The organism is Limnohabitans sp. JirII-31, from assembly GCF_002778315.1.
Lineage (GTDB): Bacteria > Pseudomonadota > Gammaproteobacteria > Burkholderiales > Burkholderiaceae_C > Limnohabitans.
Genome location: NZ_NESA01000019.1, coordinates 1 through 13931, shown reverse-complemented (window position 1 = coordinate 13931; position 13931 = coordinate 1). Strand labels below are relative to the sequence as shown.

Annotated in this window: 13 protein-coding genes and 1 pseudogene; 7 read left to right on the top strand and 7 right to left on the bottom strand. The window is 58.8% G+C overall.

What is annotated here, in order from left to right:
- Window positions 1-6: 6 nt before the first annotated feature.
- On the top strand, window positions 7-1734 hold the full coding sequence (locus tag B9Z41_RS16370; protein ID WP_100148155.1) for a ShlB/FhaC/HecB family hemolysin secretion/activation protein: 1728 nt from the start codon (window positions 7-9) through the stop codon (window positions 1732-1734).
- A 17-nt stretch (window positions 1735-1751) separates the two neighbouring features.
- On the opposite strand, the gene B9Z41_RS16365 is transcribed toward B9Z41_RS16370, so the two are convergent.
- Genes B9Z41_RS16365 through B9Z41_RS16350 form a run of 4 tightly spaced genes read right to left on the bottom strand, consistent with a single transcriptional unit; the run spans window position 1752 to window position 5501 of the window.
- Complete coding sequence (locus B9Z41_RS16365) at window positions 1752-2744, bottom strand: tripartite tricarboxylate transporter substrate binding protein (RefSeq protein ID WP_233202756.1); 993 nt, start codon at window positions 2742-2744, stop codon at window positions 1752-1754.
- 33 nt (window positions 2745-2777) lie between these two features.
- Window positions 2778-3842 (bottom strand): Ldh family oxidoreductase, encoded by a 1065-nt coding sequence (locus B9Z41_RS16360; protein ID WP_100148154.1) that lies wholly within the window; start codon window positions 3840-3842, stop codon window positions 2778-2780.
- Window positions 3835-4509, bottom strand: coding sequence for an aspartate/glutamate racemase family protein (locus B9Z41_RS16355; protein ID WP_100148153.1), 675 nt, complete (start codon window positions 4507-4509; stop codon window positions 3835-3837). Before B9Z41_RS16355 ends, B9Z41_RS16360 begins: the two co-directional genes overlap by 8 nt.
- Window positions 4506-5501 (bottom strand): tripartite tricarboxylate transporter substrate binding protein, encoded by a 996-nt coding sequence (locus B9Z41_RS16350; protein ID WP_100148152.1) that lies wholly within the window; start codon window positions 5499-5501, stop codon window positions 4506-4508. Before B9Z41_RS16350 ends, B9Z41_RS16355 begins: the two co-directional genes overlap by 4 nt.
- A 66-nt stretch (window positions 5502-5567) precedes the next feature.
- Here B9Z41_RS16350 and B9Z41_RS16345 point away from each other — a divergent pair, with 66 nt between their 5' ends.
- Window positions 5568-6044 (top strand): lipocalin family protein, encoded by a 477-nt coding sequence (locus tag B9Z41_RS16345; protein WP_233202754.1) that lies wholly within the window; start codon window positions 5568-5570, stop codon window positions 6042-6044.
- Between the two features lie 19 nt (window positions 6045-6063).
- On the opposite strand, the gene B9Z41_RS16340 is transcribed toward B9Z41_RS16345, so the two are convergent.
- Window positions 6064-6279 (bottom strand): SlyX family protein, encoded by a 216-nt coding sequence (locus tag B9Z41_RS16340; protein WP_100148150.1) that lies wholly within the window; start codon window positions 6277-6279, stop codon window positions 6064-6066.
- Window positions 6276-7217: a LysR substrate-binding domain-containing protein gene (locus B9Z41_RS16335; RefSeq protein ID WP_100148149.1), complete on the bottom strand. Its 942-nt coding sequence runs from the start codon at window positions 7215-7217 to the stop codon at window positions 6276-6278. The genes B9Z41_RS16340 and B9Z41_RS16335 overlap by 4 nt, the downstream gene beginning before the upstream one ends.
- A 141-nt stretch (window positions 7218-7358) precedes the next feature.
- On the opposite strand from B9Z41_RS16335, the gene B9Z41_RS16330 reads away from it, so the two are divergent.
- From B9Z41_RS16330 to B9Z41_RS16320, 3 genes are read left to right on the top strand one after another with little or no spacing between them, the layout of a single operon-like run.
- Window positions 7359-8342, top strand: a complete 984-nt coding sequence (locus B9Z41_RS16330; protein WP_100148148.1) for an aldo/keto reductase — start codon at window positions 7359-7361, stop codon at window positions 8340-8342.
- Between the two features lie 39 nt (window positions 8343-8381).
- Window positions 8382-9458, top strand: coding sequence for a S9 family peptidase (locus B9Z41_RS16325; RefSeq protein ID WP_100148147.1), 1077 nt, complete (start codon window positions 8382-8384; stop codon window positions 9456-9458).
- A 53-nt stretch (window positions 9459-9511) separates the two neighbouring features.
- Window positions 9512-10540 carry a tripartite tricarboxylate transporter substrate binding protein gene (locus B9Z41_RS16320; RefSeq protein WP_100148146.1) on the top strand — a complete coding sequence of 343 codons (1029 nt, stop codon included), beginning with the start codon at window positions 9512-9514 and terminating at the stop codon, window positions 10538-10540.
- On the opposite strand, the gene B9Z41_RS16315 is transcribed toward B9Z41_RS16320, so the two are convergent.
- Window positions 10541-11473 carry a dihydrodipicolinate synthase family protein gene (locus B9Z41_RS16315; protein WP_100148166.1) on the bottom strand — a complete coding sequence of 311 codons (933 nt, stop codon included), beginning with the start codon at window positions 11471-11473 and terminating at the stop codon, window positions 10541-10543.
- 103 nt (window positions 11474-11576) lie between these two features.
- Between B9Z41_RS16315 and B9Z41_RS16310 the strand changes: the two genes are divergently transcribed.
- Both B9Z41_RS16310 and B9Z41_RS17250 read left to right on the top strand, forming a co-directional pair.
- Window positions 11577-12149 (top strand): tautomerase, encoded by a 573-nt coding sequence (locus B9Z41_RS16310; RefSeq protein WP_143474222.1) that lies wholly within the window; start codon window positions 11577-11579, stop codon window positions 12147-12149.
- 58 nt (window positions 12150-12207) lie between these two features.
- A pseudogene (locus B9Z41_RS17250) lies at window positions 12208-12825 on the top strand (tetratricopeptide repeat protein); the annotation flags it as partial.
- Between the last annotated feature and the right edge of the window lie 1106 nt (window positions 12826-13931).

The window sequence follows — 13931 nt, the reverse complement described above, 5'->3', positions numbered from 1 at the left end:
ACACCCATGACCGTTTCCCACAACGATTGTCTTCGTCGTACGCTGCATCCACTTTCACTGGCAAGCTGGCTGGTTCTGTCGCTACTCTCATCTGGCGCCGTGCATGCCGCCGATGTCGATGCAGGTTCGCTGCAACAACAAATCGAACGCAATCAAAGCTTGAAGTTGCCGCGGCAAATGGCACCGCTGTTGCCCAAGCCCATCGCCACGACACCCAGCGCAGGTTTGAAAATTTTTGTCAAACGCTTTCAGGTCGAAGGCAACACCTTGCTGGATGACGCCACCCTCGGTGCTCTGCTTGAGCGCTACCAAGGCAGAGAACTGTCTTTCAGCGACATTGAAAGCCTGATCGCCGAGCTGGCTGCGTTGTTTCGTGAGGCAGGATGGACAGTTCAGGTTTACTTGCCGGAACAAGATATCAAGGATGGGGTGATCATCATCCAAGTCGTGCAGGCACGACTGGGAAAAGTACTGATTGAAGGCGAGGTTCCCAAACCCGCCACCCCAGAGGGTCTGAGAGCACTCATTCAAGCCCATCAAGCCAGCGGCGAGTATTTGAGCGCCAAGGCCGTCGATCGGGCGTTGTTGATTGCCGATGATATTTCCGGTGTCTACGTCAATGGCAACCTGAAAGAAGGTCAAGCGCAGGCAGAAACCGACTTGGTGCTCCAGGCCATGCCCAAGCCCCGTTTTGAAGGCAATGCAACCACGGACAACACCGGCTCAAGAGGGACAGGCGTCAACCGGTTGCTGTTGAATTTGAATTTCAACAGCGTGATCAATGATGGTGATGTGATCAATACCAACTTCATCGAAACCAAAGCGAGTCGCTACACACGCATGGGCTGGTCAGTGCCTGTGGGCAACGATGGGTTGAGGGTCGGTGCCAATGCATCCCATCTCTCCTACAGCGTGTTGCAGTTTCAAGAGACGGTGGCGCCCACCGGAACAGCAGACACCACAGGCGTTGAAGTCAGCTACCCATTGCTGCGCTCTCGCACACAAAACATTTATGTCAGTTTTGCCATCGATGAGAAGCGGTTTCAAAACTACAGCGAGGGGCAAATTAAAAGCAATTACTCAAACCGCCCCAAGTCCTTGGGGGTGTACGGCAACAGCTTTGACGACTGGGCCGGTGGCGGCGCCAACACCGGCAGCTTGACCTTCGTCAATGGTTTCTTGAATTTGGATCAGTCGCCCAATGCACCTGAGATTGCGGTGACCACTCAAACAGCTGGCGCTTATCGAAAGATTCGTTACGCGCTGAGTCGACAACAGTTCTTGACTTCTGAATGGTCTTTGTACGGCTCGCTGTCCGGCCAAGTGTCACGGGCAGGCAAAAACCTCGACTCGTCGGAGAAGTTCTACCTTGGCGGAAGTTCTGGCGTGCGTGCCTACCCCAGCAGCGAAGCGGGTGGCGGCAAGGGCGTGATGGGCAATATCGAGTTGCGCTGGCAAGCCGACGCTCGGCTCATGTTGGCTGGGTTTTACGACATCGGCCATGTGGTCATGTACCCAGCCAAGAACCTGCAAGATGTGACGGCGCTCAATCAGTACGCTCTCAAAGGGGCCGGGTTTTCCGCCGCATGGCAATTGGCCAATGGCGCTGCTTTGAAAGTCATTTGGGCCCGACGAATCGGCAACAACCCAAGTGCCAACATCGAAACCGGCAAAGACTTGGACGGCTCGTTGGTCAGAACACGAATCTGGACATCCCTCAATCTGCCGTTTTGATTTTCAGGGGTTGGCTGTCAATCCGCCGTGATGCCCGCCTGCCGAATCAAGGCTTCATAGCGCGCCAATTGCGCGCGCAGGGCAGTGGCCAACTCTTCGGGGCTGCTGCCTCGCGGCGTTAAGCCTTGCGCCATGAGTTGCTCGCGCACACCAGCGTCACCCAAGGCTTTGACCACCTCTGCCTGCACCTTTTGCACAATGGCTTTGGGCGTTCCTGCGGGCGCCATGATGGCAAACCACGAGTTGAACTCAAAGCCCGGCAAGCCAGACTCCGCCACCGTGGGCACCTCGGGAAACTGCGACAAGCGCTTGGGCGTGCTCACCGCCAACAAACGCAGCTTGCCCGCCTTCACCAAAGCATTGACGGTGGCAATGCCTTGAAACTCTGCGTCCACCTCGCGCCCGGCCAAACCCACGGCGGCTTGTGTCGCGCCCTTGTAAGGCACGTGGGTGAGTTGCAAACCGGCTTGCGACGCAAACAAGGCCATGGCCATGTGCTGTGGGCTGCCATTGCCGCCCGAACCGTAGTTGATCTTGCCCGGCGTTTTACGCGCCGCTGCGATCACATCGGCCACGGTGTGCCAAGCTGAGTCAGCCGGCACCACCAGGCCCCACTCGACCGTGGCCACCAACGACACGGGCTCAAAGTCACGCACGATGTCCCAAGGCAACTTGGCATTCAAGTTGGGCAGCATGGTCATGATGCTGTCGTTGAAGCCCCCCAGGGTGTACCCATCGGGGGCCGACTTGGCCACGCGGTCGGTGCCAATCACGCCCGAGGCACCCGCTTGGTTTTCAATGGCGATCCCGGTGGCTAAACCGACCGAGGCTTTTTGCATCACGATGCGCGCCGCGTTGTCGACCGCGCTGCCTGCCGCCAACGGAACCACCATGCGAATGGGCTTGTTCGGGTAACCCGCTTGCGCCCAACTGGCCCCCGCACTCAGCCCCATGGCACTGACCGCACTGGCTTGGGCCAAGCCTTGTTGAAGGAACACACGTCGTTGCATGGCTGTCTCCTGAGATATTTTTTGTAACTTTTTTTAAGCGGCTGTGTCCAGCAAGGCTGGCACGTTGAGTTGCGCCGACACGGTGTTGAGCTGCGTCAACAGCGCCGGGGCAATGGGAATGCCGTCGCGTTCATAGGCGGTGCGTTTGGCTTCACTTTGTTCACCAGGCAACCAAATGCGCTCCACGCCGGGCATGCGTTCGCTGCCGCGCAACTCGCGCACCAGTTGGTCCACACGGGTTTTGAATTCACCCACATCGCCAAAGGCTGCCGGGTCGATCACCGCGATGGCTTGGCCGGTGTTGGTCACGCTGTGGTCGTCGTGGTTGAAGTCAATCACCGAGCGGCCCATGGCCGCGCCATTCAAGGTGCCGGCCAAGAGGCCCACCACCAAGGACAGGCCATAGCCTTTGTAGCCTCCAATGGGCATCAAGAAACCTTCTTCGCTGCGCTTGGGGTCGAGCAGCGGTTGGCCTTGACGGTCAATCATCCAGCCCTCGGGCATCATCTCGCCGCGCTGCGCTTTGGCTTTGACCTTGCCATAAGCCGCCACGGTGGTGGCCATGTCCAGCACGATGGGTGCTTCTTCGGCGGTGGGGATGGCCACGGCAATTGGGTTGGTCGACAACAACATGTCCAAGCCACCCCAAGGTGGCAAGTGGTTGGCATTGCCGACTGCAAAGTACAAACCCAACATGTCATGCGCCAGCGGCATGCGCGCGTACAACGAGGCGGGGCCCGCGTGGTTGCTGAAGCGGCTGCCCACCCAGGCAATGCCGCAAGTGCGGGCTTTTTGAATCGCCAGTTCGGTGGCTTGTTGCATCACCAAGTGACCCATGCCGTTGTCGCCATCGATCAAGGCCATGGCGGCGCGCTCTTGCACCACGCGGATGTTGGGTTTGACATTGACGCCACCGGCCAAGATGCGGCGGCTGTACTGCGGCAGGCGAATCACGCCATGACCGTCAGACCCTTGCAGATCGGCTTGCGCCATCAAGCGGCCCACCGTGGCGGCATCGGCATCGGGCAGCCCCAGGGCTTGCATGGCGGTGGTGATGTAGCGCGACAGCTGCGCAACGGAGACTCGAATATCAGACATGGTGCATCGCAAGTTGCAGCGCCAAGACGGCGCAATCGGGACTGGACAACACGGGCACAGCGCTGTGACGCTGCGCCAACGGTTGGGCGGCTGCCATGGAGAACTGGGCCAACATCACCACGTCACAACGCGGCAACTGGGCCAAGGACTTGGCAATTTTTTGGTGGTGTAACTCGGCTTGGCCCGCAGCCAAATCGGCCATGGCTTCGGGCACAAACACGGTGTGCAAATCAATCGCCTGACCACGCGCTTGGGCCATGGCATGGAGCTCTTGCCCCATCGAAGCCAGCGAGGCTTCAAAGGTAGCCACCAGACCCAGCGACAAACGGCCATGGGCCGCAGGCGTTTGCAGCGCTTGCTCAAACATGGCTTCGTTGGGTTTCAAGGTGGGCAGTCCGGTGGCCTGAGCCGCCGCCTCAATGGCAGGGCCAAAGGCCGAACAGGTGAACAGCACGCCGGTGCAACCGGTGCCCTGCACGTAATGCGCCAGGTCTACAAAACGCTGCACCATGGCGGGTGTGAGGCTACCCGTCTGGGCCAAGTCACGCGACAGGCTGTCGTCGAGTACGTTCATGCATTGGGCTTGGGGCCACAGGCGTTGAAAGGCGTGTTGAATCGGCTCCATCGCCAAGGCCGTGGCGTGGATCAAGGCAATGCGCGATGTCATTGCTTGTCGATTTTGGCTTTGACAATCACGTCATGCCAGCGGTGAATGTCTGACGCCAACAGCTCCGCAGCTTGCTCGGGCGTACCGCCTTGGACGTTGACGTTCACATCGCTCAAACGCTTTTTGACATCGGGCATTTGGAGGATGGTTTGAATTTCTCGGTTCAAACGCATCACCACCTCACGTGGTGTGCGAGCGGGCACAGCCAGGCCATTCCAAGAAGCAGCCTGGAACTTGGCCAAACTGCCGCCTGACTCGTGCACCGCCGGCACATCGGGCAGGTTGGGCGAACGCTTGTCCCCCAACACCGCCAAAGGACGCAAGGCGTTGGACTTGATTTGAGGCATCACTGGGCCCAAGATTTCAAGCATGGCGTCCAAGTTGCCACCACGCAAGGCTGTGATCACAGGCGGCGTGCCGTTGAAGGGCACGATCTGCGCCTGCAAACCCGATGCCGACAAGAACAACTCTGCGGCCAGTTGCTGCGTGGTGCCAATTTGCGGCGTGCCAATGTTGAGCTTGCCAGGGTTGGCTTTGGCATAGGCCAGCAAGTCGGCAAAGGTTTTGAAGCGGCTGCCTTCAGCCACGGCAATCACCAAGTCGAACGAGGCCAGCTTGGAGACGGGTGTGAAGTCTTTGATGGTGTCAAACGGCAAGCTCTTGAACAACGAAGCACTGACCGCCGTGCCGCTGGAGATCAGCAACAGGGTGTGACCATCGGGCTCCGAACGTGCCACCTGCTCGCCCGCCACGATGCCGCCCGCACTGGGTTTGTTTTCAATCACCACCGGTTGGCCCAAAGCCTCAGAGAGTTTTTGGGCCACGGTACGTGCCGTGATGTCAGCGGCACCACCCGCAGCATTGGGCACCAAAATTTTGAGCGGCTTGTTCGGAAACGCAGCGGTTTGGGCCAAGACACTGGTACACGCCAAGACGCCCAGCGAAAGCGCCAGGGCCAAGGAACGGAGGGGGTGTGTAAGATGTTTTTTCATAACACAGCACTTTACACAATTGCCATGCTCTTTAGATCACGCTTTCTTCTTGTTTTGACATGCGCCATGTGGTGCCTGAGCAGCCACGCCGAGGCCCCTGTCAGCAGCGTGGCGCAGGTGGACTTGGCACGCTATGTGGGCAAGTGGTTTGAGATTGCCAGCTTTCCCATGTTCTTTCAGCGCAAGTGCGTTGGCAACACCACCGCCGAATACGCCCGCAACACCGATGGCAGTGTGGCCGTGACCAACCGCTGCGACACCGCCGACGGTTCCACCCAAGCCCAAGGCAAAGCCACGGTGGTCGAAGGAACAGGCAATGCCCAGCTCAAGGTGTCATTCTTCTGGCCGTTTCGCGCGGACTATTGGGTGATTGGCCTGGACCCTGAGTACCGCTGGGCCGTGGTGGGCAACCCCAACCGCAAATACCTGTGGGTGTTGTCGCGCACTTCGGTGTTGCCACCCGATTTGCTGGAGGCCGCTCTACACAATGCCAAGACGCAGGGCTTCGATTTATCGCAACTCAAGTACACACGCCAAGACTGAGTCGCCCGGGGCCCATGCTTCAGTAATGCGGCGGTAACTCATCGCGCAAATTGCGCGACTGCCCGCCCCCGCCCTCTGGCATCTGTTGACGCAACTGCGACACCTCGCGTAACAAAGCATCGATGTGTTGCTGCTGCTGGTAAATCACTTGGTTGAGTTGCTCCACCAGGTCTTCGGTGAAGCTGGCCTTGATTTCCAAATCGGTCAGCCGTTGGTCAATGTCGTGAGGGGTCATGGTGTGAAGCTTGAGTCAGGGGTGCGAAGCGCAAGGTCGATCTTAGGCCTTGTCCAATCGGCACACAGCATACGGATGAATTCGGACGTGAAGCCGCGCAGGTGTTGCTGGCGATGCAACCACACATAACTGGCGGACGGGGAAAACAAGTGACGAGCTTGAATACTTTGGAGCCCCGTATCGCGCTTGGCATCAAAGGCAATCTCGGGCAAGGTGGCAATGCCCATGCCCGAGGCCACAAAGGCCTTGATCACATCGGCATCGGTGGCGCTGAGCACCACGTTGGGTTGAATTTTTTGAGCGTCGAACGCACTCATCACCGCCACGCCACCGGCAAACGATTTGTCGAGGTTGATCATGGGGTAATGCGACAAGTCCTTCAAGCTGATGCGTTTTTTTTGTAGCAAAGGGTGGCGCTCGGGCACCAACACGCAACGGCTGATTTGGTACCAAGGCAAGCGCGCCAACTCCGGCGTTGCGATGGTCGGTGCGGTGCACACGCCCATGTCAGCCTCACCGGCACTGACCCATTGCACGATTTGGTCGGGGTTGCCTTGGCGCAAACTCAAACGCACCTCGGGGTATTTGAGTTGGAAGCGTCGCACCACCGGAATCAGCAAATAGCGCGCATGCGCGTGGGTGGTGGCGATCACCAGGTTGCCCTGGGTTTCGTTGGCAGCATCCGCGCCCACACTGCGCAGGTTGTCGATGTCACGCAAGACGCGACGCGCAATCTCGAGCGCACTGCGTCCCGGCTCGGTGAGCGCAGCAATGCGGTTGCCTTGGCGCACCAACAGGTCTACGCCCAGCTCTTCTTCTAACAAACGAATTTGCCGACTCACCCCGGGCTGCGAGGTGTGCAGCGATTGCGCCGCCTTGGTCAGGTTGAGGTCTTGCTCAACGATTTCCGTCAGGTAACGCAGTTGTTGCAGGTTCATGAGGCATCAGGATGGGTAGGCATGGCGCAGTGGCAGAAGCACTGTTGACTATGCGATTTGGTTATCGTAACCCAAGCAACAATTATTATTCGACATGCTTTATTTTCCCTACACTGCGCCCACAACAAGGGAGACCAAGCGATGAAACGCAAACGCCTCGGTGCATCCAGCCTAGAGGTTTCGGCCATGGGCTTAGGCCACAGCATGGGCTTTCAAGACTTCAGCGAACACGGCCTGAACGAATTCAAGCAACTGGTCCATCGGGCGCTGGAGCTAGGCATGAATTTCTTCGACAGCTCTGACGCCTACTGGGATGGGCTGCACGAAGAATGGCTGCGCCAGGCCTTGGGCGCCCAACGCCACCAAGCCGTGGTGGCCAGCAAGTTTGGCAACATCACCCTGCCCGACGGCAGCAAAGCCACCAACGCCCGCCCCGAATACGTGATCTCGTGTTGCGAAGCCAGCCTAAAACGCTTGGGTACCGACTGCATTGACCTGTACTACCTGCACCGCGTGGACCCCAACACACCGATTGAAGACACCGTAGGCGCCATGTCGCGCTTGGTCGAGCAAGGCAAGGTGCGCTACTTAGGGATCTGCGAAGCAGGCGTGGATACCCTCCAGCGCGCCCACCGTGTGCACCCCATGACCGCGCTGCAAACCGAGTTCTCGCTGTGGTATCGCGACACCGAGATTGAGATGATTGAGCTGTGCCGCCAACTCAATATCGCGTTTGTGGGGTACTCGCCTTTGGGGCGTGGTTTGTTGACAGGCGGCATCCAAAGCTTTGACGACTTAGACCCCAAAGACCGACGCCGCATTCACCCGCGCTTTCATGGCGACAACCTGGCCCACAACCTCACGCTGGTGGCGCGCATGCAAACCATTGCCGACCGCTTGGGGCTGACCACCGCGCAACTGGCCATGGCCTGGACAGTGGCGCAAGGTGACGACATCGTGCCCATCACCGGCACTCAGCGCGTGACGTACTTGGAACAAAGCGTGGCTGCGGCGGGCTTCACCTTGAGCGCCGACGACAGCGCAGAGTTGGAAGCCATCTTCACCCCCGAGTCGCGGGCTGGCGAGCGTTACCCACGCGCCATGCTGGCGGGCTTGGGCATTTGAGTTTTTTCTTTCATCACACCTACTTTTTACAGAGGCACCATGAGCAAAGATCCCCGCGTTGAATCGGCCATTTCACATTGGGCCCCCCGGTTTGTGTCGAACGGCGTGTTACTGACCGACTTTCAAGAAGTCACCCGTGGCATTGAGCGCTGGGAAGACTGGACCAGCGCCTGGTGCAAACGCGCCGAAGTGCACGAAGCTCTGGGCCACGAGGCGTTGGCCGATGGCTACAAACTCAGCGCCAGCGAACACCTGTCGCGTGCCGCGGTCTACTACCACTTTGCCAAGTTTGTGTCGGTGCATGACATTGACGAAATGCGCGCCGCCCACATGAAGGCCGTGGCCTGCAAGCAGTTGGCGCTGCCGCACATGCGTCCACCCGCTAAGCGCGTGGAGATTCCGTATGAGACCGGCCATTTGGCGGGCTTCTTGAGGTTGCCTGCGGGCGCCGTCAAACCACCGGTGTTGATCATGGTGCCGGGCCTGGACTCTGCCAAAGAAGAACTCGAAGCCTATGAGCAACCGTTTCTCGCGCGCGGCATCGCCACCTTGATGGTGGACGGCCCTGGCCAAGGCGAGGCCGAATACGACTTCCCGATCCGTGGTGACTACGAGGTGCCCGTCAAAGCCATGGTCGACTGGGTGCTCACCTGCCCCGAGGTGGACAGCACCCGCATTGGTCTGTGGGGCGTGAGCCTGGGCGGTTACTACGCACCGCGTGCCGCAGCGTTTGAAAAACGCCTCAAGGCCTGCATTGGCTTGGCCGGGCCCTATGACTTCAGCGACACCTGGGATGCTTTGCCAGATTTGACGCGTGAAGCCTTTCGCGTGCGCAGCCACTTGGCCACGCAGGCTGAGGCGAAGGAATACAGCCGCAACTTGACCATGAAAAACGGCGTGGCCCAACAGATTGAATGTCCGCTGTTTTTGGTCACTGGCAAGTTGGACCGCATCATTCCCTGGCAAGACACACAGCGGATGGCGCAAGAAGCCTCGGGGCCGGTGGAGTTGCTGATCGTCGAAGACGGCAACCACATCGCCAACAACCGCCCCTACCGCTACCGCCACCGCACCGCCGACTGGATGGCTGAGCAACTGGGCATGCCGCGCATTTGAGTGCCCCGCACACGCCACACACCCACATATCCACACACACATCAGGAGCCACCATGCCCACAGCCAAGACCTCGTTGAAGTCCACTGCCTTGCAGCGCCCCTTGGGGGCCCACGCATCGACCACGCGACGCGCCGCACTGGCGGTGTTGAGCGCGGTCTGTCTGGTGCCTTTTGGGGCACAGGCACAAACCTATCCCAACCGCCCCATCAAGCTGATCTCAGGCGCAACGGCAGGCAGCGCGTCTGACATCGTGGCGCGCTCGGTGGCCGAGCGGCTGCAAACTGAGTTGGGCGTGTCGGTGGTGGTGGAAAACAAAGCCGGTGCGGCTGGCACGCTGGGCATTCAAGCGCTGCTGGGCGCACCTGCCGATGGCCACACGGTGCTGGTCTACACCAGTGCGCACACGGTGCTGCCCTTGATCAACAAAGTGGCCTACGACCCCTTGAAAGATTTCTCGGCCATCACCCCCCTGGCCATCGTGCCCAATGTGATGGTGGTCTCGCCCGCCAAGGGCTACAAGAGCGTGCAAGACGTGATCAACGCTGCCAAAGACAAACCTGGCCAACTCAACTACGCCTCGGTGGGCTTGGGCAGCGCCACCTACATGAGCGCTGAAAAGTTCAAGTTGGCCACCGGCATTGACGCCGTGCACGTGCCCTACAAAGGCTCGCCCGAAGCCATCACCGAAACCATGACCGGGCGCGTGGACTATTTCTTTGCGCCCTTGGTGTCGGCGCTGCCCATGATCAAGGCCGGCAAATTGCAAGCCTTGGCGGTGGGCACGCCCAAGCGCTCAGCCCAGTTGCCCGATGTGCCCACGCTGGCCGAGTCAGGTGTGGCCAAGGCCGACTATCTGTTCTGGACCGGCATGTTGGTGCCCGCCAAAACACCGCGTGATGTGGTGCAACGGCTCAACCAGCTGTCGCTCAAAGCCTTGCAGTCCAACGAAGTCAAAGAGCGTTTGGCCAGCCTGGGCGCCGAGCCTTTGCCCATGAGCCCCGAGCAGTTTGACGCCATGATCCGCGAAGAGATGGTCGCCAATGCGGCCATCATCAAGGCGGCGGGCATCAAGTCGGAGTGATCAGAGCGTCGCGAGACGACGTTGTTGCCGCTCAGTCAAGCGCGCAATATCGGCCACATCGGCCGCAGAGAGTTTGGGCCCAGGCTTGCGCACCGCCGCTGAAGCAATGATGCCGCGCTGCGCAAAGATGTGTTTGCGCACCGCCAGGCCCACACCGGCTTGTTGCTCATAGCGCGCCAGCGGCAGGTAAGCGTCAAAGAGGTCGTGCGCGCGCTCCACATCGCCGCTGGCGTGCGCACGACACACATCCACCATCATCTCGGGATAGGCAAAGCCGGTCATCGCGCCATCGGCACCGCGCGTGAGCTCTTCGGGCAAGAACAAGCCGCCGCCATTGCCCGTGAGGATGGACACGCGCTCGAGCTCACCCCGATCGCTCGCCGCCCGAATGGCCGAGAGCTTGGCCAAGCCGGGGCAGTCTTCGTGTTTGAGCATCACGCACTGGGGCGAGTTCTTGAGGATTTTCAAAATCACATCGGGCGACATTTGCACGCCCGTGGCCACCGGGTGGTCTTGCAGCACCCAAGGCACCTTGGGGCCCAGCGTTTCGTTGACCATGTCGAAGTACGCCACGATCTGCTCATTGGTTTTGACCGTGCCGGGTGGCGCCACCATGACGCCCGCAGCACCCATGTCCATCACGCTTTCGGTCAGTTCGCGCATGGGCGCAAAACCGGCAGCCGATGCACCCACCACCACGGGCACGCGCCCCGCCACACGCGACAACACCTGCTTGACGAAGGTGCGCGACTCTTGCGCCGTGAGCTTGGGCGCCTCGCCCATGATGCCCAACACTGTCAGGCCCGTCACGCCGGTTTCCAACAAAAAGTCCACCATGCGGTCGGTGCTGACCAAGTCCAGTTCACCGCTGTCGGTGAAGGGGGTCACGGTGATCAGGTACACGCCGGTGGCGGATCGGTTCAATGCATTCATCGCAGTCTCACTCCTTGGGCGCATGCTCGCACCCTCTGGGCTTTTGAGCAGGTCATTCATGCGACACTTTTCGCACTTCGCACTCGCCTTTCAAGGAGCCTTCATGCCCGTCATCTCTGTCACCCTGCTGCCCGGTTACGCACCCGAGGTGCAACACCGTTTGGTGCAACGCTTAGCTGTGACCGCGCGTTCGGTGATTGCCGCAGCGGACGCAGGCACCACCGTGTTCATTCAAGAGGTCAGCACCTACCAGCGCGACGGCAAGGTGTTCACCGGCGGGGGGGCAGCACGCCCTGTGGCCAGCGAGGTGGTGATGGCGTTTTTGAATGCCCTGGGCGAGCGCAACTTGGACTTGGCCGCCACCCACCTGAGCGCCAACTTTGCCATGACGTTTCCCGACAAGGTGCAGATGCACACCTTGCAAGAGTTGGTCGCGTGGTCACGCCCGCGCTACCAATCGATCACCAAAACCGTTGAACACCTCGACGAGTCGTGGCGCGGCGACGGTGCGGTGGTGTACGCCAGCGGCTGCTTGAGCGGCGTGTTCCACAACGGCCACAGCTTTGAAGGCATCCGCTTCATCGACCGCTTCGAGGTGGTCGACGGCAAGATTGAGCGGCAAGACGTGTGGAACGACTTGGGTGTTCTGTTGGCGAAAATAGCGGCAGGGAATTGAACAAACGCTGCTTAGCACCCAAGCGCCACCACGCCAATTTATTGCGCATCACAAGCCCATGCCCAAGTCCAAACCGTTGACAAAGGTGTCTCCATCGACACCGACGCATGAGAACGCGAAAAAATTCATCGCTGGACTGACTGCGTTTCAGCATAGCCAATTGGTCCAAGCCAAATCAATTCTTGAAGACTTACTCAAAGATGATCCAAATTATTTTGATGCCTTGCATCTGTGCGGCATTGTCTTGCGGCAACTTCGAGAACCAACAAGATCGATTGCGTTTTTGAGAAAAGCCTTGGCAATCAATTCGGACCACGCCGATTTGCACAGCAATTTAGGCAATGCGTTGAAAGACGATGCGCAATATGAACAAGCTATTACACATTGCAACATGGCCATCCGTTTGAATCCACGCCATGCCAACGCCTACACCAATCGCGCCATCGCGCTACAAAGACTGGGCAGACTCGACGAAGCGCTCAAGAGTTTCGAGGCAGCCATCCATATCAAGCCCGGCCATGCAGAGGCTCATTTCAACCGTGGCAACGCACTCACAGAACTCAAACAACTCGAAGCTGCTGTGGCCAGTTACGACCAAGCCATCAACCTCAAGTCCGACTATGCCCAGGCTCACGCCAACCGTGGTGTTGCGCTCACAAGTCTCGGTCAGCTGGAAGCTGCATTGGCCAGCTGTGAAAAGGCTATTGCCATCCAACCGAATGACGCACAAGCCATTGCCCACTGTAGATTGGTTCAGCAAGAACTGAGACTGTTAGAACCTGCATTTGCCAGCTATGAGAAAGCCATCAGTCTCAAGCCGGACTTGGCTGACGCGCATTGGAATAAATCACTCGCACTGTTGCTTTGTGGTGAATTTGAAACCGGCTGGAAGTTGTATGAGTGGCGGTGGAGGAACGGAGGTTTAGGTTTCAAACTTCCTAACTTCTCTCAACCCTTGTGGCTGGGTGTTGAATCTTTAAGGGGTCGAACCATCTTGCTGTGCAGCGAACAGGGGTTGGGTGACACCATCCAGTTTTGCCGATACGCCAAACAGGTCAAGGCATTGGGTGCCCGTGTGGTGATGGAAACCCCTGCTGCTTTGTTGCCGTTGCTACAAAGCTTGGAAGGTGTTGACGAGTGGGTCGCGAAGGGACAAGCACTGCCTGCCTTTGACTACCACTGTCCTTTGATGTCTTTGCCCTTGGCGTTCAAAACAACGCTCTCCACCATTCCTTCACCAGAGTCCTACCTGCGCAGCGACAACGCCAAAGTCGCGCAGTGGCAGGCCAAACTTGGCCCCAAAACCAAGCCACGTATTAGCTTGGTGTGGAGCGGTAGCACAGGACATAAGAACGACCGCAACCGCAGCCTCAGGCTGAATGAGCTACTACCGTATTTGCCGGATGGTTTTGAGTATGTGTGCCTGCAAAAAGAAATCCGGGAAGTGGACGAACACGCACTCAGGCAATCACCGATCCAACACTTCAGCGATGAACTCAAAGACTTTGCAGACACGGCGGCCTTGTGTGAGCTGATGGACGTGGTAATCAGTGTGGACACCAGCGTGGCGCATCTGTCAGGTGCTTTGGGCAAGCCGACTTGGGTGTTGCTGCCCTACACCCCCGATTGGCGCTGGTTGTTGGACAGAGAAGACAGTGAATCGCCCCGTGTTTTGAGGAGGCTCCAACCTTTGAGAAGATGGAGCTATGAGCAAATCAAATCGTTTTTCCCCCGAAGTGCGCGAACGCGCTGTTCGCATGTTGCAAGAGCATCGTGGCGAAT